The following is a 22,732-nucleotide window of genomic DNA, read 5'->3' as shown; positions in this document are numbered from 1 at the left end:
GTTCCTTATTAGAGTGCGCTACAACGCAATAGTTCCATCAATACAAACCGAACTCATGACAGCTCGATGATCGCTATCAAATAGTGCCTGAGAAGCACGAGTGACAACCTTTAATGAGCCGGAAACCCATAAATGATCAATCGCCACACCCCAGTATTTTAACAAGCCGAATTCAGGCCATGTCACAACCGGCAAATGATGCCAACCTTGACTTAGTTTTTTGTAACGCCCTGTGGTACTAGCTAAATTAAAATCACCGACAACCAACTGCTCAGCAAATAATGCCTTGTCTGATTCAGCCTGTAATCGCTCAAAAGCAGTATTTCGGGTATGCCATAAGCTAGCGCTGCGTGGCGACGGGGGATGCATGGTAAACAAGGTAACAGGCTGCGTATTTGGCAACTGCCAAGTTGCCGTAGTCAAAAATTGATTAAGCCTTTGCGCAGAAAACAAGGGCGTTTTACTCAGTAAAAACTGACCATTAGCATGCAAGTTGGCTGAAAAGGGATAGTCTTGCGTTATCTTATTCTTTAATTTTGCCATGCTAGCCTGACTCACTTCTTGTAAAACAATCAAGTCGGCTTGGCTCGCAAGCAAGGTTTCAACATCCCGTTGAGCATTAAAATGGTAGGCCCAATTAGCTTGTAAAATATTCACCTTGGTATGACACAGGGCTGTATCACTGACGATTTGAGTGGGTAGGATATTAACCAGCGCTTCAACTAAAAAAACCAAGCAAATAGCAGGCAATTTCCATGCTGGTTTTACCGCATGTTGGAATAAGGTGCGACTATAACAAAAGCGTTGCCAAGGGAGTATGCAACACAAAACAACCAGCCACAGCAATAAAGGAAAGAATTGGAATGAAGTGAGGTTTTCTAACCACCAAATAGGCAGTGGCCAATGGGAAGCTGCGCGCCAAGCTAGGGTTAAACCCACAGCAAAAACGACAAGATACAGCTTCATTATTATTCCATTTTTATAGATCGACGCCCCAACCATCGGCGTAGCCACGCAATTTTTCTATTTGCACGGTAAAGTCTTCATCCAACGCAGTGATAGCTTGGTGATCTAACAGCATATTAATCGTAGCAACTAGCTCGACACCACCACCTTGTTCCGGCTTTTGAATACGGATATCGGCAAATGACTGGCCAGCAACTTTGGCTTTTTGTAATATTTCTAATGCCTGCTGCGCACGATCTTCAAACTCAAACGCAGCATAAAAATCGACATTATAGCTTTGCGAAAAATCGACGCCCGCTTCTTGCATTTCAGCCAATAACTGGCCATTTTCATCATCAGGAAATTGCATAAGGTTTAATAATTATCTCAAATAATAACGCGTATTGTAGCAATGCCTAGCCAGACAACCTACAAATATTTCTGCCAGAACTCGGCTACATCACTCGCCAGCTTATATTGAGCAAAGCCAGCTTTAGCATAGACATTTTTCGCGACTTGATTATTAGATAAAACTTCCAATGTCACTTTGCAATGGCCTTGCTGTTTAGCAAACTCACAAACAAATTGCATTAATTGCTGCCCTAATCCTTGACCTCGATACTCCTCACTTATCGCAAAGTCATGAATATTCAATAAAGGCTGTGCTTTAAATGTCGAAAATCCGGCAAAACAGTTCGCCAAACCTATAGGTTGTTTACCATTCCACATAATAAAGCCACTGTACAAAGGCTGTTTTTTGAGTTGTGAAATCAGTTTAGCTTTAACGTCAGGCGCTAAATCTTGTCCACCGCCCATAGGATCGGTTGCATAATTGGTCATCATAGTCATAACCGCTTGGCTATGTAAGGGATTATCTAAATCGACAAGCGTAATTTGCATCGTAATTTTCTTATTGGTTTAAATTGTTTAACAAGGTGGTTAGCATTTTAGTACTGATTAATACGTTCAATGTTAAGTACCATTCGCTTTCAACCATAGGGTATTTTGTTGACGTTCAAAATGAAATTGATAGAAACGTAAAAAATTCATGCCTAGCAAGCCTTCCAAACCATGATTCAAGTTAAGCGGCATGACCGCAATTTGTATAGGCGTAACTCGGGCATCTTGTAAGCTTAATAAATTAATTCGATAAATATCGGCGCTTGCATATCCGCCCGCGGTATTCATGCGTTGTTCTCGCACAAAGTCGAATGTCATGCGGCTACGCAAACGCTGAAAAGCCGCATCACTGATCACTGTCATGGCCGCACCGGTATCAATCAGTAGCTTTACGTCACTCTCTTCATCAAGCCTAGCTGTTACTGCCATTTGATTATTTAACACCTGTATAGGTATGGCGATACTTTCTGCTTGTAGGCGTATAATTTTACCGCGCAGCTCATCAACCAAAACATTAAACTCAGGTTGATGACTGAGGATCTCGAGTTGATATTCAGCTTCAGCGTAGTTCTGTAACGCAATCAACGCCTCTATTTTCCATGCGGGTGTCGCAATAAGCTGTTCATTTAACACCTCGACAATATCAATAAAATCAATTAATTCATGCCATTGCGCACGAGTAACCAAAGACTCAACTTGTCTTATCACTAACTTAGCACTGGTTTGTAACCAAGCATCAACCTCACTTTGGTTTTCCGCATAGGGTAATAAATCATCATACACCCGCACGGCTTCAAGAATATTCCCCGTCACAACATGTAACTCGGCTTGCAAAGGCATAAAAGCTTTATCATGCGGATAATAATTAAGCATAGCGGCTAAAAACTGACTCGATTGCTCGATATTTTGTTGATTGATCCAGGTAGCTAAACTATCTAGCCAAGTATTTTTCAGCTGAGAAAAATGATTCGAAGCATGAATTTCATCTAACTGCTGCACATCCTGCAATAAATCCACCGCCACGTAATAATCAGCTCGTTGAAAGGCTGCTTCTGCCTGTTGAATAACCTGCTGGCTATTCAATGTTGTGCGACTAAATTGTGCAGTTTGCTGCGTCTGGTTAGCACTAGTCGAAGAGTTTAAAGCCTTTTGTTGAGGGTCAGATGGTTTCAAACTCATGGGATTGGCATGATGAGGCAACAATATATGTTCTTGCTTTGACCCACGCTCATCTTGAAATTTTAATTGTTGCCACAGCATAAAATTGGCACTTAAAGATAACAACAAGGCGCAGGCAAGCAATCGGCTAAACATAATCCAAACTTTTATTGATATAACAAAAACCGTTTTACCATGTGAAGCTAATTGGAACAATAATTGACGCTTAAATACCCCTTTATGAAGGTAGAACTCGGTTCTGTAGATTTAGGCAGAGGGTAATTAGCCACATCAAGACGAGTAAAACTAATTACGCAGAATAAATACAAGCAATACTTAAACATTAATAACCATTCAAGCACATTCAAATCTAACCAGCTTTTTATCCAAACAAGCGGATAAATCATGACGAATATATTCATAGATGTGCTCAAATGGTTGCTCATCTACAGCCTGTAGGTAATAACAAACATTACGGCCTGAATGCTTAGCTTTATACAAGGCGATATCGGCTAAGTTCAAAGTTTGCTGCCAGTTTAACGCGTTCGGGTGCTTAGCTAAAAATGGATAGGCAACTACACCAAAAGACGCAGTTACAGAGTGGGCAGGACAAGCTATATCAACTGTCATCTCACTAATTTTATGGCGTAGCTCACTCGCGAATTGCAATAATTGACTACGACTTTTACCGCGGCTAATAATCAAGAATTCTTCACCGCCCCAGCGAATAACCCAATCCTCTGCTTGGCAATGCGACTTTAGCAATTGGCTTAGCGCAATCAACACTTTATCACCGGCTTCATGCCCATAGCTGTCGTTAATTTGCTTAAAGTGGTCGATATCAATCAGTAAAATTCCCAGTGACGCATGATGACTCTGGGCCTTTGCTAAATTAGCTAGCTCGGTTGGTAAGTGTTGACTAACAAAGCGACGATTATAAGTGCCGGTCAGTTGGTCATGTACGCTGATTTCTTGAATTTCAGCCAATGCCGCACTCAGCTCTTGCTTTTGTAATGCATTTTTTAGGGCGATTGCAGTATAACTAGCCAATAGCTTACACATGTTAACTTGTTCTTCGTTGTAAGCCTGCTTTCTAGGGCTTTGCACAGTTAATACCGCAATAGGTAAATTACCCGCATCTAATAATGGAATATAAATAATAGACTCCATACTGTGCCCCACTTTAGGTTGCACTTGACCGGGAACAGCCTCTAATAAACTATGGTAATGATCAACAACCAAGGGCTGGCGACTGACAACACAATGCGCGGCAGGACGGCTGGCATCATGCATTGATTCATAAAAAGGCGATAGGCGTTGTCCGTCTTCAATTGCAAATGCCATGTATATTTGCTGTGTATCCGCTTGTACTATGCCAATAGCAAAAGCATGGCAATCCATTAGCTGCCGCATATTGTTGTAAAGCCCATTAGAAATAGCTTCTACATCTAACGTTTGATTCAATTCACGACCAATAATAGAAATGGTTTCTAATTCAGCCGTTTTTAATGCGACTAAGCGATCCAACCGGCGTCGTACTCGCCGAAAGTGCCGTAAGCGATTTAAATACCATAAATATAAAACAAGCAATACCAGTAGCACCGCCATCACTTGCAGCACTCGCGATTCATGCCATTTAGGAACTTGTTTAATAGACAAGCTTAAACCTGACTCCAACCAGTGGCCATCTCTGTCTGTTGACTGGATCTGCAACTGATATTGCCCTGGCGGCAAATTGGTGTAACTCAGTTGACGGTTATATATATTCACCGTTTGCCAATTTTGTTCAAACCCCAAAAGCCGATAACGATATTGCAATTGGCTAGGTGCCGAATAATCAAATGCCGCAAAAGTTGCCGTCATTGATTTATTATCAGCTGGTAATTCTAGCGGTAACTGTTGACTTATATGCTGGCTAACACTAATCGGCTGGCCACTGAGCTGAAATCGGCTAAAGCTCAATGTCGGTTGCAGGGTTTGCAAACCTATATTGTCCGGATCGATCAGCAAGAGTCCTTTACTTCCTCCGTAAACTAAAGTGCCATCACTTAATTTGCTATGCGCCCCCCACCATTTATTACCAATATCAATGCCATCAGCTCGGGTCAAATGACGCGCCTGCCAGACTCTAGGGTCAATAACATACTCCTCTGTCCAAATCCGGTTTTGCTTATCTAGCAGCATGTTAGCCCCGAGGGATTGCTCATGAATACCCACTAAACGGTTCACTGATTGCAACTCGGCTTGCTGCTGCTCGAAACTCAGTAAACGATCCAAGCCTTGCGATGTAGCAATCCATAATTTACCTTGCCGATCAACGGTTAACCCACCTATCGTCGAACTCGACAAATGACCTTTAATAATCTGCTGCGCGTGCAGTCGATAAACCTTATTATCGTTAGGTAATACGTAAAATAGTCCATCAAACGTTCCCAGCCACAAAGTGCCATCAAACGTTTGAGCTAGTGCATTAATCGTTTTATCAAATGTCAGATTAGCTTGCTCGGCATAATAGAACTGTTGAAAACGACCATCGGCTAAGCGTTTACTCAGTCCGGCATAAGTACCTATCCACAAGCCTTGATCAACACCAGCTAACAAAACCCTGACATGGTGATCAACCAAGCCATGCGCTTCTGTAAACCAAGTTTCTTGCAATGTGTAAGGGTCTAGTTGCAGGAGTCCTTGATGAATTGTCGCCAGCCAAACTTGATGCTTGTCAGTTTGCACCATAGACATCACATGGGCTTTGTGTAATTTACCTGAAGCTAATTGAATACGGCCCGATTGCTGAGCGTAGCGTGTTACACCATGACCACGCGTACCCACCCAAATTTCGCCTGAGCTTAATTGCGTAACTGAGCCAATATTGGCGTAATGCAAAAAATTAGGTTTAAACACACTGGGCTTAATTCCACGAATGGTTAAATTAATCGGGTTATATAAATTTAAGCCACTGCCCCATGTGCCAATCCAAATTAGCCCTTGGCGATCACGGTATAACGTGTCGATATTATTCGCATTCAAGCTAGTATTGATACTGGGGTCATGCTGAAATTGTCGGTTTGTTTGCAGGCTTGTCAGGTCGATTTCGAAAATTCCGCCAGTTGTAGTTGATAACCACAAGCGCTGACTATCTGGCTGAGTAAAATCACTTACCCAATTGTGAATAAAGGGCTGTGGGCTATCCAACTGGGTCAATTGCAACCATTGCAAAGCTTGTTGTGATGCACCGTTGGCGGTTAATACTCCAACCCCATAATTAGCAGTGCCAAGCCAAACACGCTTATCTGCGGTTTGATACAATGAACGCACATCAATAATCGAAGCTGGATCTTGTGTATCGAAGCGATACACCACTCGCTGCCATTGCATGTTCTGCAGGTTTAAACGATTTAAACCTTGCTTACGACTACCCACCCACAAAAACCCTGACTCGTCATACAACAAAGCTTGTATAATTTTGCCACTAATTTGTGTACGAATATCAAGTTGCTTTATATCTTGAGTCTGTGGGTTGTAAAAACTCACGCCGTTGGCAGTACCAAACCAAATTCGACCATGCTTGTCACCGGTTATGGTTCGTACATAGTTATCACCCAAGCCGCTCTTGCCCGGCGTAGCTTTAGTGTAATGCTCAATTTTTAACGTGTTTGGATCATAAACAAACAAGCCATCATTGCGTGAACCGGCCCAAACTCGCCCGTCAATCCCAGCCCACAAACTGCGAATTACACGTATAGGGGTTCCATCAGACGCTTTGGCATAACGCTTAAACTCGTAACCGTCATAGCGAAATAATCCAGTAGGGGTTGCGACCCAAATAAAGCCTTGCTGGTCTTGTATCACATCAGAGATAACACTATCAGGCAAAGCGTCTTCATTACCAACAGAAACAAAATACCCTTGACCTTGCTCAAACAAATTGAGCGCCCAAGTGCCAGCAACAGGTAAGAGTAAAAAAACAGTAACAAGAGCAAAACGCAGCACAGTAACCTAATGAAAAAATGTGACATTATTCATCTATTCAGTATAGAAGCCTTTTTGATTCCTGTGCTATGCATACGTATTTGTTCAAAAATACCACTGTGGATAAATCTGTGAATTTAATAAGGAAAACATATTGAAAGGTTAAGGATATCCGGTGAATTTTTGCAAGGAGCCAAGTAAAAAACTCAATAAAAAATGCCATTTTAAAGCCTAATACATCAATAGAATGACCGCTGTGCATAACTCTCTGGATAAGATCTGATCTATCTGTATAAAAGCTATGAATAGCATATTCATCTCGCTAATGAATATGGATTAGTCTTTTACAATATGGGGATTAAAGAAAATTGTTAAGAAAGTGCAAATAAATAAACAATTGGCTAATTAAATCTGTTTTTAAGGTCAACAAATTTTGTTACTGTATATCTATATGTGTGCGCTACTTAACATACACGGTTAAAATAGCGCTTTTGGGCACAACCCAGTAATAACGACTATAAAAAGGTTGGAGGCAACATGCCTGTTCCATTTTCTTTAGCGACAGATGAAGAACTAAATAAGTTTGTTAGCTTCTGTACGCGCCGTGTTTTTCCGGCAAAACATATTATTATTCGCGAAGGCGATCAGCCAGAAACATTACACTTATTGTTACGAGGCTCAGTATCAGTAACAACCGAGAGTGACCAAGGTAGAGAGTTAGTACTTGCTTACTTAAATCCTGGAGAATTCTACGGCGAATTAGGTTTGTTTGATGGCGGATCACGTAGTGCTTGTGTTACTGCACGCACTGAATGTGAAGTGGCAGAAATAGGCTATGCCAAATTCAAACAAATTTGTATGGAAAACCCGCAAATTTTATTCCGAGTTTCTAGCCAGCTAGCTCTAAAACTTCGTGATACGTCGCGTAAAGTGGTCGATTTGGCTTTCTTAGATGTGACTGGTCGAGTGGCGCGCGCCTTGTTAGAGCTAGCTCAAAAGCCAGATGCCATGACGCATCCTGAAGGTATGCAGATTAAAATTACCCGTCAAGAGCTGGGTCGTATCGTGGGTTGTTCACGCGAAATGGTTGGCCGAGTTCTTAAAGAATTGGAAACTCAAGGCTTAGTTGAAGCCCATGGTAAAACCATGGTTATCCACGGTGCTCGATAAGCCTGTAGCTAATTCACTATTCAAGTAAAAATTGTTAAAGCGGCGTTTGTTTAGCAAGCTCCGCTTTTTTTTATTTGTCGACGCCCGCCAACAAGCCAATTATACTAAAAACACTATTCGTCAAATTGGTAGGCCCTTATGCTGCAAGTATTCTTGGATCTTAATTGTCCATACAGCTACATACTGCACGAGCGCCTAATCAATCACCCTGAATACAGTGTAATCCAATGGCATTACGTTGAACATTTACCCACGTTAGAAGCGCAAGACCACGCAACAATCCATGCACAACTTCTAGTAGATATTGATGCCATCAAAAAAATAGAGCCTAATCTACCAATCAATGCACCGGAATTTTGTATCAATAGTCGTTTGGCTATTTTGTCGCTAATGATGGTGGAAAAATGCTATCCACAAAAAGCAGCCTCATATCGATCATTCTTGTTTCGCGCTTATTGGCAGTATGGTGTTGATATTTCTCGCTTTGACGCTTTGCATGCCATACTGGCCAGCTTAAGCACGCCTTGGTTAGATTACGACAACGATGTCGAGCACAGACAATTGTTATCACAAAAACATTGGCAGCAAGGTGACTACTCGCACCATTTACCCGTTTTAATCGGTCAAGGCAGCGCCATCGCCAGAGGTTTGCTCAGCAATGAAAAATTAGATGAGTTTTTAGGTGGTGAATTACATACGGATGCTGTCGCTGAAGGCTGTGACTTTTCCGGTGAATATCATATTGCTTGTATTGGCAAATCAAAACTGGCGCAAGACTGGCGGCTCGATACCTATGGCTTTAACCTGTCTATATTTGACGATTTCAGCCAGTACGACAGCCAAACCCGCGGCCAACAATTTGACGCCATTCTTGTCGATTTTGGCGATGAACATGATGAACGTAATCAATCTTTATGTGCAGTTGCCGAAGCCAAGCGTAACGACTTAGATTACCCCATTATCTGCATTCTGGATAATCCCAATCCAGCGGTCGAGTCGCTCGCCCTCAACCTAGGGGCCAATGATACGCTACTGGTGCAAGATGATGTATCTGTGCAGTTAACGCGTATCAAAAAACGGATCAATACCCACAAAGCCATTAGCATATTAAGCCGTCACGCTTATGTTGACGGTTTAACCGGTTTATTTAATAAACGCAGCTTTGAAAAAAGCTATATTCGCGAATGGCGGATTGCCGCGCGCAGCAATTTACCGCTGAGTGTCATTTTACTCGACTTTGATTACTTCAAACGCTTTAACGATACTTATGGTCACTGCGCCGGAGACGATTGCTTAAAAGCCCTCTCTCAGGTTATCAAAACCAGTTTATTTCGCCCCTCAGACAGCGCAGCGCGCTTTGGCGGTGAAGAGTTTATTTTATTATTGCCAGATACCGATTTGGAATCGGCTTTAATTGTTGCTAATCGCATTCGTAAATCCATTACTAAAAAGCGGATCCTGCATGCAGAACACCCTAATTCAGACTATGTTACGGTCAGTTTAGGGGTTGCCTGCGCCAAAAAAGTCGCCAACTTAAAGTCAGGCGACTTAATTCAATTAGCAGACACCGCTTTGTATAAAGCGAAAAATGGCGGACGTGATCAAGCTTATGGCTTACTGCTAGATTAGTCTCTATTAAATCAACAAGGGCACTATTCAGCCCCTGGAGCGACTTGGCTTACACCTGTTTGAATATCAGCACCACTGGCTCGTTGGAAACCACGTAAGCCAAATTCAGGTAACAACACTAACATATAGTTGATCAAATCCGCTTGTATCTCTTCGTAGTTACGCCACGCGTTATCATTAGTGAAACAATACAATTCGACAGGCACTCCTTCTGCTGTAGGGGCTAACTCGCGTACTAACAATGTAAATTCAGACTTCACTTTAGGGTGCTGTTTTAACCTCAGCTCAACATAACGTCGGTATAAACTTAAATTACTCGTGGCTAAACTTGTGTCACACTCAGCTAACTCAGGAAATTTTTTAGTTAATTCAGCCAGTAGCGTTTCATCCAACGCTGTAATGGTCTGTATGTCTATAAATATAGGTCGCTTAATGCGTCGGCCGCCAGAGCGCTCCATGCCTTTCCAGTTTTTAAAGGAGTTAGACATCACACTATGGGTCGGAATACTAGAAATAGTTTTATCCCAATTTTGTACCTTAATGGTATTTAAGCCTATTTCTAAAACAATGCCGTCGGTATCAAAGGTTTTCACTTCGATCCAATCACCAACTGAGATCAAGCGGTTGGCAATAATTTGCACGCCGCCAACAAACCCCAAAATAGTATCGCGAAAAACCAACAACAACACGGCAGTAATGGCACCTAAGCTTGATAATAAATAAACCGGCGACTTACTGGTTAGCAATGAAATAACCAATACTAAAGCCACTAAAACAACCAGCAGCTTAATTATTTGCACAAAGGCATTTATCGGGACATCACGCGATATTTCTAACTGGCGATAGCTATCTGAAACCACATTGAGGCCAGCGAAGGCCAATTGGATAAAAACGAATACCGCAAATAATTCAACCCCAAGCAAGATAAACTCATCACCTACCGTTGGGTGTTGGGTAATAATATTTAGCAAGGCGACTAAACATAGTAAACTGCCTAAGCGCGCACTTTTGTTTAAAACATTATGCCGCTTTAACGACGCATCAAATGAATCCTTGGTTGCTTTGGTTAAAAACTTTGCCAATAGGCGCAATATAATTTTAGTTGTGTAGTAGGCAAATAACGCCAACATGACTAACAAGCAAAAATTGACAAACAAATGTAAAAACTCAGGCAACCCCTGATACAACGAATACCAAGCTTCTATCCTTTCCATCACCGACACTGTATTAGCATTTGAAAAATTAAGCAGAAGACTAGAGTATACTTAAGCAAAAGTGAACCTTAGTATTAGAGAAAAATGCCGTTAAAAATCGTTGGCTTAGATCATATCGTTTTACGTACTTCTAACTTATCCGCCATGCTAGCTTTTTATCAAGATGTATTGGCCTGCCCGTTAGAGCGCCAATTACCGCCAGAAGTGGGCTTAAGTCAGTTGCGAGCGGGCAATACGTTAATCGATATAGTCGATGTAAACAGTGAGTTGGGACGCTTAGGGGGCACAGCACCAAGCCAACAAAATAACAACTTAGACCATTTTTGTTTGCAGTTTACTGGATGCGATTTACCTAGCCTTATCCAACATTTAACCGCGCAGGGGGTAAAAGTAGGCGATGTTGCAGAACGCTATGGCGCACAGGGCTTTGGTCAATCTATTTATATTCAAGATCCCGACGGCAATACATTAGAGTTAAAAGCTCATAAACCGACTTAAAAATACATTTCAAGCAAGCAGTGTGCATCTAACCATTTGTAACTAACAAGCCTGTATTTTTGATGCCAGCAGGAATACAGCTAGTTTGCAGGCTCTGCAAGCATAAATGCTCTCCCACAAAAATATTAAACCAACTATGGCTTATGATTTCATAACGCTGAATAGCGACATAAATACAAAAAAAGCGCTAACTTATTACAGCTAGCGCTTTTTATACATCTAAACTTTTATACAAAACGAATAAAAGCTTAAACAGCAAAATTAGAAGTGTAGTTGCACACCAACATAAGCACCTGATACATCAAAGTCAGTATCGATGTCATCTAAGTCATCTAACTCTAATGCAAATGAACGGTAACCTAATTGCACAGCTAAATCTGCCGCGACAACATCAATCACTTCATACTGAATACCGGCATTGAAATCTGACAAGCTGTTGCCGTCATAACCGACATAGCTCATGTCTGCGTAAACAGATAAACCCGTTAATGGTAGACCAACTGAAGCAGCACCGTAAAGCATAGGTACAACACCGCTAAAGGTTTTAGTTGTTGAGTCTTCAACTGAATCATCAACAAATAACTCACCATCAATTTTCTTACCATTGAAACCAATATCTAATGATACTAAGTCATTATCTAAGATTTCATAATAAAGAATAAAATCAGTATTGGTTAATTTAGCATCAGTCGTGGTTTGTGATGTATAAGTTTTACCGAAGAAGTCGTACTGACCATTAATTGAACCTTCAATTTCAATATCATTCTGACGAACTTTAATATTCGGTACTAATGGGATTGGGTGCTCTAAAGCAACATAAAACGAGGTTGAAGTTTTATCATCAAAGTCGAATGTTGCTGATGAATCTTTTGCATCTTGACCAAAGCTACCGTCAGCACTCGTTTGCCAACCTTGAGCACCAATATAAATACCATAAAGCATATCGGCATTTGCCATCGGTGCGGTTAATGCAGCTGCTAGCACACCTGCTTTTGCCATATTTGTGAATTTCATGTGTAGTCCTATTTTTTGGTTTATTTTCCAAAATAGCCTAAGCCATTGAGAGGCCTAGAATTAGTTGCAGTCAGTACTGCTTGCGTATAGTTATGACAGATAATATCGAATAAATAAAGCTTACCCCAAGCCATTATTATTAAATTTCGTTGAAAAGCGCACGATTTATCAATTAGCAGTAAATACTGGTTTAAGTCGAAAAACAAAAAACATTTAAAATTCAATGAGTTGTGATTTTTCTGTAATTATTTGTTATTTATTTTCTATTTAGAGGAACTAATGGTTTAGAGGCTGGTCATATTAAACGTGATTGGAATGTGTTTTTTGTATCTCCCTATAAGCCCATTAGCGTTTAGTCGCTAATGGGTATTTTTTTGCCTTTTTTCTTACCTAGCATTATTTGTATAACCCGTAAAACCAGCGGTAACAAACAAAAGTGGGGATAAATATCCCCACTCGCAATCTTATCCTTTTCGCTTTTATGCTCGTTTATTTACGCCCGCTCAAATACGGTTGCTATGCCTTGCCCAAGGCCAATGCACATAGTGGCTAATCCCAGCTTGGCGTCATTAGCTAACATCAAATTGAGTAGGGTTGTTGATATACGCGCCCCAGAACAACCTAATGGATGGCCTAAAGCGATAGCGCCGCCATTTAGATTTACCTTATCATCCATCACGTCAAGCAAACCTAAATCTTTAACACAAGGTAAAGATTGAGCCGCAAAGGCCTCGTTAAGCTCAGCAATATCAATATCGTTAATACTTACACCCGCGCGTTTTAAGGCTTTGTGCGTAGCCGGTACCGGACCATAACCCATGATTGAGGGATCACATCCCGCCACGGCCATAGATTTAATGGTCGCGATAGGCGTCAAACCGAGACTTTTGGCTTTTTGTTCAGACATCAGTAACAAGCCTGATGCACCGTCAGATAAAGCGGATGATGTACCTGCGGTAACCGTGCCATTAACTGGATCAAATACAGGACGCAATGCCGCTAGGCCATCAACTGTGGTTTCTGGGCGGATCACTTCATCCTGTTTAACTTTGACAAGATTACCGTTAGCATCGTGTCCCATAACGGGCACAATTTCATTGGCAAAGCGTCCTTCTAGCGTTGCCGCATGAGCTCTAGCATGAGAACGAGCCGCAAATTCGTCTTGTTGTTGTCGGCTAATACCATGCACCCGCGCTAGCATTTCTGCGGTTAAGCCCATGGAGCCTGCACCTTTAGCTACATTTTTAGCAATTAACGGGTGAAAGTCGATGCCATGCGTCATTGGAATATGCCCCATATGCTCTACGCCACCAACAATAAACACATCACCCATGCCTGTCATAATGGCACGAGCAGCATCGTGGATCGCCTGCATGGATGACCCACACAAACGGTTTACCGTTACCGCAGCAACTGATTTGGGTAATCCAGCCAACAGGGCTGCGTTGCGGGCAATATTAAAGCCTTGCTCTAAGGTTTGCATGACACAACCCCAAATCACATCTTCAATTTCAGCTGGGTCCACTTTCGGGTTACGCGCCAGCAAGCCTTTAATCACTTCTGCTGATAGATCTTCAGCACGCACGTTGCGAAATACACCACCTTTGCTGCGCCCCATTGGGGTACGCACACAATCAATAACGACTACATTAATCATGATTTTTTTCCTCTGCGGTTATTGACCAAGATAGTTTTGTTGTAACGATGCATTATCACGTAAACCTTGAGTCACTTGATAAATCTCACCTAGATCAGCCAACTCGTCGGCTGTAGCAATATATTGTTTTAAACCAAGCGTTTGCAGGTAACGGAAAATACCGCCTCTAAACGGTGGAAAACCTAAGCCATAAATCACCGCCATGTCGGCTTCTTCCGGCGAGGCAACAATGCCCTCTTCTAAGCAGCGTACCATTTCGTTGATCATAGGCACCATTAAGCGTGCAATAATTTGCTCATCGCTAAAGGAGCTTGGTTCTTGACAAACATCATCAAGTAATTGCACCACTTCAAGATCAATCGTCTTCTTCGGTTTGCCTTTTTTATCCGTTTCATAACGATAAAAACCTTGTTTGTTTTTCTGACCGTATAAACCCGCATCATACAAATGTTTGGCAATATTCACTTCAGGTAACGCCATACGCTCTGGAAAGCCTGCCGCCATAACCTGCTGCGCATGAACTACAGTGTCGATGCCCACCACATCTAACAAGTAAGCAGGGCCCATTGGCCAACCAAAGACTTTTTCCATCACTTTATCGACCTGCTGAAAATCAGCACCATCCACTATCAATTGATTAAAACCAGCAAAGTAAGGAAACAATACGCGATTAACTAAAAAGCCAGGACAGTCGTTCACGACAATTGGCGTTTTACCCAGTTTTTGAGCGTAAGCGACAACTGTCGAAATCGTCTCATCAGAGGTTTGTTCGCCGCGAATGATCTCGACTAATGGCATGCGATGTACAGGGTTAAAGAAATGCATACCGCAAAATTGCTCAGGACGTTTTAACGCTTTAGCAAGCTCGTTAATAGAGATGGTAGACGTATTCGAGGTTAGAACACATGACTCTTGAATGTGTTGTTCGGTTTCCGCCAGTACTAATTTTTTTACCTTAGGGTTTTCAGTTACCGCTTCAACGACAATGTCGACGTCTTTAATGGCATCGTACGATAAACTAGGTACTATGTTATTCAGTACTTCAGCCATTTGACTGGGTGTTGCTCGACCGCGTTCAACTTGCTTGGTCAGTAACTTAGCAGCCTCATTTAAACCAAGATCTAACGCAGCTTGGTTAACATCTTTCATGGTTATAGGTGTGCCTTTATACGCAGACTGATAAGCAATGCCGCCGCCCATGATCCCCGCACCAAGTACCGCGGCTTGCTTGATATCTTTGGCTTGTTTACTGACTTTTTTCGCTTTGCCTTTAACTAATTGATCAGCTAGGAAGATCCCAACTTGCGCGGTAGCCTCTTTGCTTTTGGCCAGTTTGGCGAAAATTTGATTTTCAATGGCCATCGCCCCCGCTCTGTCGAGCGTCGCACCTTTTTCTATCGCGTCAATCGCAGCAAAAGGCGCGGGGTAATGTTTACCGACTTTGCCAAACACCATCGCCTTAGCTAAGTTAAAACTCATTTCACGCTCAATGCGCGATAACGTAAGTGGTGTTAATTTAGGAGCCCGTTTAGCTTGCCAGTCAAATTCACCGTTAACAACATTACGGGCAATATCCAAAGCGGCTTGATGTAAATGTTCTGGAGCAACCACGGCATCGACAAGCCCAACTTTTAAACAATCTGCGGCTTTGTGGTCTTTACCTGTAGTTATCCACTCCATGGCGTTATCCGCTCCTGTTAAACGAGATAACCTCACTGTGCCACCAAAGCCGGGCATAATGCCAAGTTTAACCTCAGGTAAACCTATGCGGGCGGTGGTATCAGCAACTCGGTAATCCGTTGCTAAAATGGTTTCGCATCCGCCCCCCAAAGCAAAGCCATTAATAGCACTGATGGTAGCAAAAGGCAGATCTTCCAGCGCATCAAAAATATCCGTGGCGTTTTTAATCCACTGCAATAACTCGTCATCAGCTAACTGAAATGTACCAATAAACTCGGTAATATCGGCGCCAACAATAAATGCTGGCTTACTGCTTACTAAGAGTAAAGCTTGAATACCTGATGTTTGATTAAGCGCCTCTATACAAGACTTAAACTCATTCAGAGTTTGACGATCGAATTTATTAACCGAACCTGGGCAATCCAGCCGCAACTCAGCAATGCCGGTTTCCACTATCTGGCATGTAAGACTTTCACCTTGGTAAATCATGTTGTGCACCACTTCAATATTATTCGCTACAAGTGTAGTCAGAATTTTTACATTTTATTAACTGGTCTTACCTGAGTTTAACTATTCACGGCTAAAATTCAAACACTTGTTTGAAATTTTAATAAATAGTTTTGGGGTATCACTTAAACTAATACAAACAAAAGCGGTGAGTTAAACAGGCGTGGCAAACTACTGGTACAAATAACTAATGCTGTTTCCAGAAATAAATGATCAGTTAAAAGCACCGAAGTAGTAAGAAAAACCAATTAATGTAGGTCACCGTGCGCTGCTCCAGACGCTTATCGGTATTCCCTACATCCATGTAGGTCGCCGTGCGCAGTTCCAGACGCTTATCGGCATTCCCTACATCCATGTAGGTCGAAATTTATTTCGACAATAGCAGCAGAGCTGCTACAGGCTTGGTTTCTAGGCGCGATATTGCCTAATACCTACAGCCATTGTCGAGGCACCAAAAGCAAGCGCTTTAAGCGAGCCTCAATCTACAAGTGAGATTTCAACTAATCAAAAGTAAATTGAAATAGTACAGGGAGGAAAGATAGATTAGGTGATGATTTAAAAACTCATCCACCCAATCTATTGAATATTCTAAACTAAGGATTCGGCGTGAAAACGCAGATGATCTTCAATAAAACTTTGAATGAAGTAATAACTATGATCATAACCCGGTTGCATACGTAATATGATATCTGAGCCGGATTGTTGCGCAGCTTCAACTAAAGCTTGTGGCTTAAGTTGTTCCACCAAAAAGTTATCCGCATCCCCCTGATCAACCAAGATAGGTAGGTTGGCTTTTTCTTTTGCTAATAACACACTCGCGTCATAGGCTTGCCAGTCCGCTTGGTTATTACCTAAATAAAGCCCAAAGGCTTTTTGCCCCCATGGGCAATTCATAGGATTACAAATAGGACTAAATGCTGATATTGAACAATAGGCGCTTTGATTTTTTAAACCTATAGTCAATGCACCATGGCCGCCCATGCTATGTCCGGATATAGACTTAACACTGGATATAGGCAAGTTTTCTTCAATTAACTCGGGTAACTCGTCAACGATATAGTCATACATATGATAGTGGGTCGACCAAGGTGCCTGTGTAGCATTAAGATAAAAACCAGCACCTAAGCCAAAGTCATAAGCGCCATTTTCATCATCCGGAACACCTTCGCCACGCGGGCTAGTATCTGGTGCAACAATCGCGATACCAAGCTCAGCAGCAACTCGAAAAGCCCCTGCTTTTTGCATAAAGTTTTCATCGGTGCAAGTTAACCCAGACAACCAATAAAGTACGGGTACAGTATCGCCGTTTTTTTCCGCCTCAAGTGCCGCTGGAGGTAAATAGACAGCAAAGCGCATTTGGCAATGTAATTCACTGGATTGATGCTGATATTGCCTGTGTTCACCATCAAACACTTTCGCGCAGCTAATTTGTTCCATTGTGCTGTCCAGCCCTATTGGTCGAAGTGAATAACGCTGCGAATGCTTTCGCCATTATGCATCAATTCAAACGCTTCGTTAATTTCGTCTAACGACATAGTGTGAGTAATAAATTCTTGTAAACCAAACTCACCGGCTAAGTATTGCTCAACAATACCTGGTAATTCAGAACGACCTTTTACGCCACCAAATGCCGTACCACGCCAAACACGTCCTGTTACTAATTGAAATGGTCGAGTTGAGATCTCTTGACCTGCACCGGCTACGCCAATAATCACTGACTCGCCCCAGCCTTTATGACAGCACTCTAACGCTTGGCGCATCACGTTAACATTACCAATACACTCAAATGAGTAATCCACACCGCCATCTGTCATATCAACAATCACTTCTTGGATTGGCTTGTCGAAATCATTCGGATTGATCACATCCGTCGCCCCCAGCTGTTTAGCTAAATCGAATTTACGATCGTTAATATCAATACCGATAATACGACTTGCACCAGCCATGCGCGCACCAATAATGGCTGATAAACCAATACCACCTAAACCGAAAATCGCAACCGTGTCGCCCTTTTCTACTTTCGCGGTATTTAGTACTGCGCCCATCCCCGTGGTAACACCGCAACCCAGTAAGCAGACTTCTTTTAGAGGTGCTTCTTTATTTACTTTAGCTAATGAAATTTCTGGTAATACTGTGTATTCAGAGAAAGTTGAGCAGCCCATGTAGTGGTAGATAGGCTGACCATCTTTATAAAAGCGTGTTGTGCCGTCAGGCATTAAACCTTTACCTTGAGTGGCGCGTACCGCCTGACATAAATTAGTTTTGCCAGACTTACAGAATTTACATTCGCCACATTCCGCTGTGTATAAAGGAATAACATGATCACCCACTGCAACACTCGTTACGCCTTCACCGACTTGCTCAACAATACCACCACCTTCATGACCTAAAACAGAAGGGAAAATTCCTTCAGGATCTTCACCCGATAAAGTAAACGCATCGGTATGGCAAACCCCTGTTGCTACGATACGAACCAAGACTTCACCTTTTTTAGGCGGCATTACGTCAATTTCTTCAATTTTTAATGGTTCGTTTGGTCCCCATGCCACAGCAGCACGAGATTTAATAAAGTTTTCGCTCATGAATTTTCCTTCGCGTTATCTTTCGCAAATTTAGTGTTAGTTTTTTAATGCGCGCTAGCGTCGCATAAATTGTCACTTTCAAATATCAAATATTAATACTAAAACATCAAACTTTCATCACTTTGTAGAAAGTTTACAGCCCAACGATGATCGTTGAGTAGAAGATTTTTATAACAAAAAGCTACAAAATTTCTGCAAGCACCTAAACTTAATTTATCTAGGGTGAAAAGGTTTAACCATATCAGTTTTTACCTGTAACAACAGGGCGCACAAATAGGAATGGACACATGAATAATAGCAGCATGATCCAACGTTTTATCCTGCCGATTGGTGGGGTCATTGTGGTAATGGCATTCATTGTAGCCATCAGTTTACCTAACGTGGTTGAAAACACCTTACTGCAACAAACCGAAGCTGACGCAATAACAACGGTTAATCAATTTAAAACCTTACGCGGTTACTACACCAAAAATGTTATTGCTAAAGCCAAAGCTTTCGGCATGTCGCCACATTTTGAACATAAAAATGATGCCAAGCGCATTCCATTGCCAGCAACTATGGTGCATGAACTCAGTGAACTCATTTCTCGCTCAGGTAGCAAAGTTCAATTGTACAGCCAGTTTCCCTTCCCTAACCGCAAAGGGCGACGCATGGATGACTTTCAAAAACGAGCTTGGCAATACTTAACCCGTAACCCCAAAGATTCCTACACGGATATTGTCGAGCAAGACGGTAAACCTTATATGCGAATTGCAGTAGCAGACACAATGCAAGCGCAAGCCTGTGTTGATTGCCACAATAGTCACCCACAAACACCCAAAAATGACTGGCGTTTGGGTGAAGTGCGTGGTGTGCTTGAAGTAACCAAACCCTTGGCGCAAGTTGATGCACTGACCGCAAGTATGCGCATGTACATTGTATTAGGCGCAATCGTTATAGCCGCTGCTTTATTTGCCATCTTGGTCATTTTATTTCAAAAAGTCGTGCTTAATCGCGCGAAAAGCCTAGAGGTGTCACTAACCAAATTAGCCCAAGGGGAAGGCGATTTAACTCAAGTATTAGATGAAGGGGTGAATGATGAACTTGGTGCTGTAGCTCGGCAATTTAACCAATTTTTACGCCGCTTTCGCGACATTATTGCCAATACTGTCGCCACAGCCCACCAACTCGCAACCACGGTTGACCAAGTAAAAGCGGCCACCGATGAAATCAGTAACAAACTGCGCGCTCAGGAAAGCCAAACACAGTCAATTGCTTCTGCTATTAATCAAGTCACATCCAGTATTAAAGATATTTCAAACAATGCTGAAAATGCCGCTCACAACACCCATCAAACCGACAACGAGCTAAATAGTGCCAGCCAACAGATGAATGATTCGGTAGCCAATATTCAATCTCTATCGCAAGTCATGGAAGAATCAGTGGGTGTTATTAATTCATTAAGTGCTGAAAGCAAAGAAATCGGTGTCGTGCTTGATGTCATTAAAGCCATCGCTGAACAAACGAATCTACTAGCATTAAATGCCGCAATTGAAGCGGCCAGAGCCGGTGAGCAAGGACGTGGGTTTGCCGTTGTCGCAGATGAGGTCAGAGCCTTAGCGCACCGCACTCAACAATCTATTGACCAAATTCAAGGAACCGTCCATTCACTACAGCAAATCGGCGAGCAAGCGGTCAATAAAGTTGCCAGTGGTAATCAATTAACGGAGACCACCCAAAACGATATACTCAATGTATCTCAGCAATTAAAACATGCAATGAATTTAGAGCACAGCGCTAACGATGCCGTTGAAAACATTGCCCACGCTATGGAGCAACAAGCTGAAGTCTCGGTTGAAATGGATAAAAACATTGTGCACTTAAGTGATCTGGCAAGTGCATCTATTCAAGAATTGGTAGGGATTGTCGATTTGCTAGAACAAGTGAATCGAGAAACTACTGAGCTATCGCAAGTGTTGTCTAAATTTAAGGTGTAGTCTTCTCGCTCAGGTTTGACTATATAAAAATGCCGCAAACTAAAGCCGTATACGTTGTTTCATACAAATACGGCGATAGGGAAATAGGCCAAACGTCTTAAGTATTCGAGTAAACACAAGATTAAGCGCAACGTTTAGCGTACTGTAAATACAAAGGTTAGAGTGCGCTTAAATTACCCGCGAAAACTGACGTTGGCGCATTTTTTCACGCAAATAGACATCAAAGCACATACAAATGTTACGGATCAACAAACGACCTTGTGGGTTAACCTTTATTTTATCTTGTTCAAAACTGAGCAACCCGTCTGCAACCATCGGCTTTAACAAGGCAAGATCGGCTTTAAAGTAATCAGCAAAATTCAATAAAAATTGCCGTTCCACTTGCCATTTATCTAACTCAAAATTACAAATAAGCTGTTTAATCACAAAGCGACGAATTTTATCATCACGATTCAATCCTATACCGCGCGTTAATGCGGTTTGCTTGTCATCCACCGCTCGATAATAATCTTTCAACTCTTTATGATTTTGACTATAGCTGTCGCCTAGCTGACTAATAGCTGAAACACCTAAACCTAATAGATCCGCGTCGCCTTGCGTGGTGTAACCTTGAAAATTTCGGTGCAACTCACCTTGGCGTTGTGCCACTGCGAGCTCATCATCAACTTTGGCAAAATGATCCATACCGATAAATTGATAACCCTGTTGACCTAAGTAATCGATAGCTGCGTGTAATATATTCAGCTTGGTTTGCGCGCTTGGCAGTTGTCCCTCTTTAATTTTGCGCTGAGCTGCAAATAGTTTTGGCATATGCGCATAGTTGAACATGGTTAGGCGATCAGGATTAAGCTCGCATACCCGTTGTAAGGTGTACATAAAACTTTGTTCGGTTTGCAGTGGCAAGCCGTAAATTAAGTCGATATTAGTTGAGGCAAATCCAAGCGACTTAGCGCGGGCAATAATATCAAAGATCACTTGCTCATCTTGTTCTCGATTGACCGCTTGTTGCACCTCTTTATTAAAATCCTGCACACCTAAGCTTAAACGGTTAAAACCCCAATCGCGTAAGCTATCCAGCATATCTAGCGGTAATTCGCGAGGATCTATTTCAATACTGATTTCCGCTTGTGGTTGAATGGCAAATAAGTCCTGCAAGCGCTGCATAATACGGCCAAACTGCTGACGATTAAGAAAGGTCGGCGTACCACCACCAAAATGAATTTGTGTGACTTTGCGCTGAGTAAATAATGCGGCTCGACTCTCTATTTCTTTCAGTAAGTAATCAATATAGATATCGGCTTTATGCTGATGACGTGTCACCACTTTATTACAGCCGCAAAAATAGCAAAGCTTGTGGCAAAAAGGGATGTGAATATATAAAGATAAATTGCGCTCAGCGTAACGCTGCGCTTCAAGATGAAAGTTGGCTTCGCTAAAGCTGTCATCAAACTCTAAAGCCGTTGGATATGAGGTGTAGCGTGGACCACTATAGTTATATTTTTCGATTAACTTTTGATCCCACAACCATTGATTATTTACTGTTTGCATCACGCTCAACCCAACTGAAAATTCGCTTAATTTCGCTAAGCAGTATATCAAGCTTGAAAATGAGCTTACTGATCTAGCGCAATAATGTGTGGGTGTATAAGAGCGGTCAATGTTGTAAATGAAACCTTAAGCTTACAGATTAAAACCAATGCCTTTAACTTAAGCCAACGTAGGTTGGCGCTGAGTTTGCGAAGCCCAACACAAGCCGCAGTTTTGTTGGGCTTCATTCTTCAGCCCAACCAGAAGCCGTTAACTTAATGGCATTAGCATAAATGCTCACCTACA

At 42.1% G+C, this 22,732-nt stretch carries 16 protein-coding genes; 4 read left to right on the top strand and 12 right to left on the bottom strand.

The features are described 5' to 3' along the window. Window positions 1-18: 18 nt before the first annotated feature. The 5 genes from C2869_RS08835 to C2869_RS08815 form a co-directional block, all read right to left on the bottom strand. Window positions 19-966, bottom strand: coding sequence for an endonuclease/exonuclease/phosphatase family protein (locus tag C2869_RS08835; protein WP_159084106.1), 948 nt, complete (start codon window positions 964-966; stop codon window positions 19-21). A 13-nt stretch (window positions 967-979) separates the two neighbouring features. Beyond that, window positions 980-1,315, bottom strand: a complete 336-nt coding sequence (locus C2869_RS08830) for a ribonuclease E inhibitor RraB (RefSeq protein ID WP_108602588.1) — start codon at window positions 1,313-1,315, stop codon at window positions 980-982. Between the two features lie 59 nt (window positions 1,316-1,374). Beyond that, window positions 1,375-1,845, bottom strand: coding sequence for a GNAT family N-acetyltransferase (locus C2869_RS08825; RefSeq protein ID WP_108602587.1), 471 nt, complete (start codon window positions 1,843-1,845; stop codon window positions 1,375-1,377). 72 nt (window positions 1,846-1,917) lie between these two features. Next, the gene (locus C2869_RS08820) at window positions 1,918-3,159 is read right to left on the bottom strand and encodes a retropepsin-like aspartic protease family protein (protein WP_159084105.1); all 1,242 of its coding nucleotides are present in this window, start codon (window positions 3,157-3,159) and stop codon (window positions 1,918-1,920) included. Between the two features lie 198 nt (window positions 3,160-3,357). Continuing rightward, window positions 3,358-6,993 (bottom strand): diguanylate cyclase, encoded by a 3,636-nt coding sequence (locus C2869_RS08815; protein WP_108602585.1) that lies wholly within the window; start codon window positions 6,991-6,993, stop codon window positions 3,358-3,360. A 516-nt stretch (window positions 6,994-7,509) separates the two neighbouring features. On the opposite strand from C2869_RS08815, the gene crp reads away from it, so the two are divergent. After that, window positions 7,510-8,142 (top strand): cAMP-activated global transcriptional regulator CRP, encoded by a 633-nt coding sequence (crp, locus tag C2869_RS08810; protein WP_108602584.1) that lies wholly within the window; start codon window positions 7,510-7,512, stop codon window positions 8,140-8,142. A 138-nt stretch (window positions 8,143-8,280) separates the two neighbouring features. Further along, entirely contained in the window at window positions 8,281-9,771 is a 1,491-nt protein-coding gene (locus C2869_RS08805; RefSeq protein ID WP_108602583.1) for a GGDEF domain-containing protein, read from the top strand. Window positions 9,772-9,794: 23 nt separating this feature from the next. Here the strand turns inward: C2869_RS08805 and C2869_RS08800 are convergent, their stop codons facing one another. Then, window positions 9,795-10,985 carry a mechanosensitive ion channel family protein gene (locus C2869_RS08800; protein WP_108602582.1) on the bottom strand — a complete coding sequence of 397 codons (1,191 nt, stop codon included), beginning with the start codon at window positions 10,983-10,985 and terminating at the stop codon, window positions 9,795-9,797. An 84-nt stretch (window positions 10,986-11,069) separates the two neighbouring features. Here C2869_RS08800 and C2869_RS08795 point away from each other — a divergent pair, with 84 nt between their 5' ends. Beyond that, window positions 11,070-11,483: a VOC family protein gene (locus C2869_RS08795; protein ID WP_108602581.1), complete on the top strand. Its 414-nt coding sequence runs from the start codon at window positions 11,070-11,072 to the stop codon at window positions 11,481-11,483. A gap of 261 nt (window positions 11,484-11,744) precedes the next feature. Here the strand turns inward: C2869_RS08795 and C2869_RS08790 are convergent, their stop codons facing one another. The 5 genes from C2869_RS08790 to C2869_RS08770 all read right to left on the bottom strand — a co-directional run bounded on the left by C2869_RS08790 (window position 11,745) and on the right by C2869_RS08770 (window position 18,923). Continuing rightward, window positions 11,745-12,497, bottom strand: a complete 753-nt coding sequence (locus tag C2869_RS08790; protein WP_108602580.1) for a TIGR04219 family outer membrane beta-barrel protein — start codon at window positions 12,495-12,497, stop codon at window positions 11,745-11,747. A 493-nt stretch (window positions 12,498-12,990) separates the two neighbouring features. Next, window positions 12,991-14,154: an acetyl-CoA C-acyltransferase FadA gene (fadA, locus tag C2869_RS08785; protein ID WP_108602579.1), complete on the bottom strand. Its 1,164-nt coding sequence runs from the start codon at window positions 14,152-14,154 to the stop codon at window positions 12,991-12,993. Between the two features lie 18 nt (window positions 14,155-14,172). Beyond that, the gene (fadB, locus tag C2869_RS08780; protein WP_108602578.1) at window positions 14,173-16,323 is read right to left on the bottom strand and encodes a fatty acid oxidation complex subunit alpha FadB; all 2,151 of its coding nucleotides are present in this window, start codon (window positions 16,321-16,323) and stop codon (window positions 14,173-14,175) included. A 606-nt stretch (window positions 16,324-16,929) separates the two neighbouring features. Then, window positions 16,930-17,778, bottom strand: a complete 849-nt coding sequence (fghA, locus tag C2869_RS08775; protein WP_108602577.1) for an S-formylglutathione hydrolase — start codon at window positions 17,776-17,778, stop codon at window positions 16,930-16,932. 14 nt (window positions 17,779-17,792) lie between these two features. Next, a complete protein-coding gene (locus tag C2869_RS08770) occupies window positions 17,793-18,923 on the bottom strand; it encodes an S-(hydroxymethyl)glutathione dehydrogenase/class III alcohol dehydrogenase (protein WP_108602576.1) in 1,131 nt (376 codons plus the stop codon). 287 nt (window positions 18,924-19,210) lie between these two features. On the opposite strand from C2869_RS08770, the gene C2869_RS08765 reads away from it, so the two are divergent. Then, the gene (locus C2869_RS08765; protein WP_108602575.1) at window positions 19,211-20,899 is read left to right on the top strand and encodes a methyl-accepting chemotaxis protein; all 1,689 of its coding nucleotides are present in this window, start codon (window positions 19,211-19,213) and stop codon (window positions 20,897-20,899) included. Between the two features lie 168 nt (window positions 20,900-21,067). Here the strand turns inward: C2869_RS08765 and hemN are convergent, their stop codons facing one another. Beyond that, entirely contained in the window at window positions 21,068-22,447 is a 1,380-nt protein-coding gene (gene hemN / locus C2869_RS08760) for an oxygen-independent coproporphyrinogen III oxidase (protein WP_108602574.1), read from the bottom strand. Between the last annotated feature and the right edge of the window lie 285 nt (window positions 22,448-22,732).

Origin of the sequence: Saccharobesus litoralis (assembly GCF_003063625.1) — a bacterium.
Classification (GTDB): Bacteria; Pseudomonadota; Gammaproteobacteria; order Enterobacterales; family Alteromonadaceae; genus Saccharobesus; species Saccharobesus litoralis.
The sequence above is the reverse complement of the archived record's forward strand: the minus strand, read 5'-3'. Positions and strand labels throughout refer to the sequence as shown.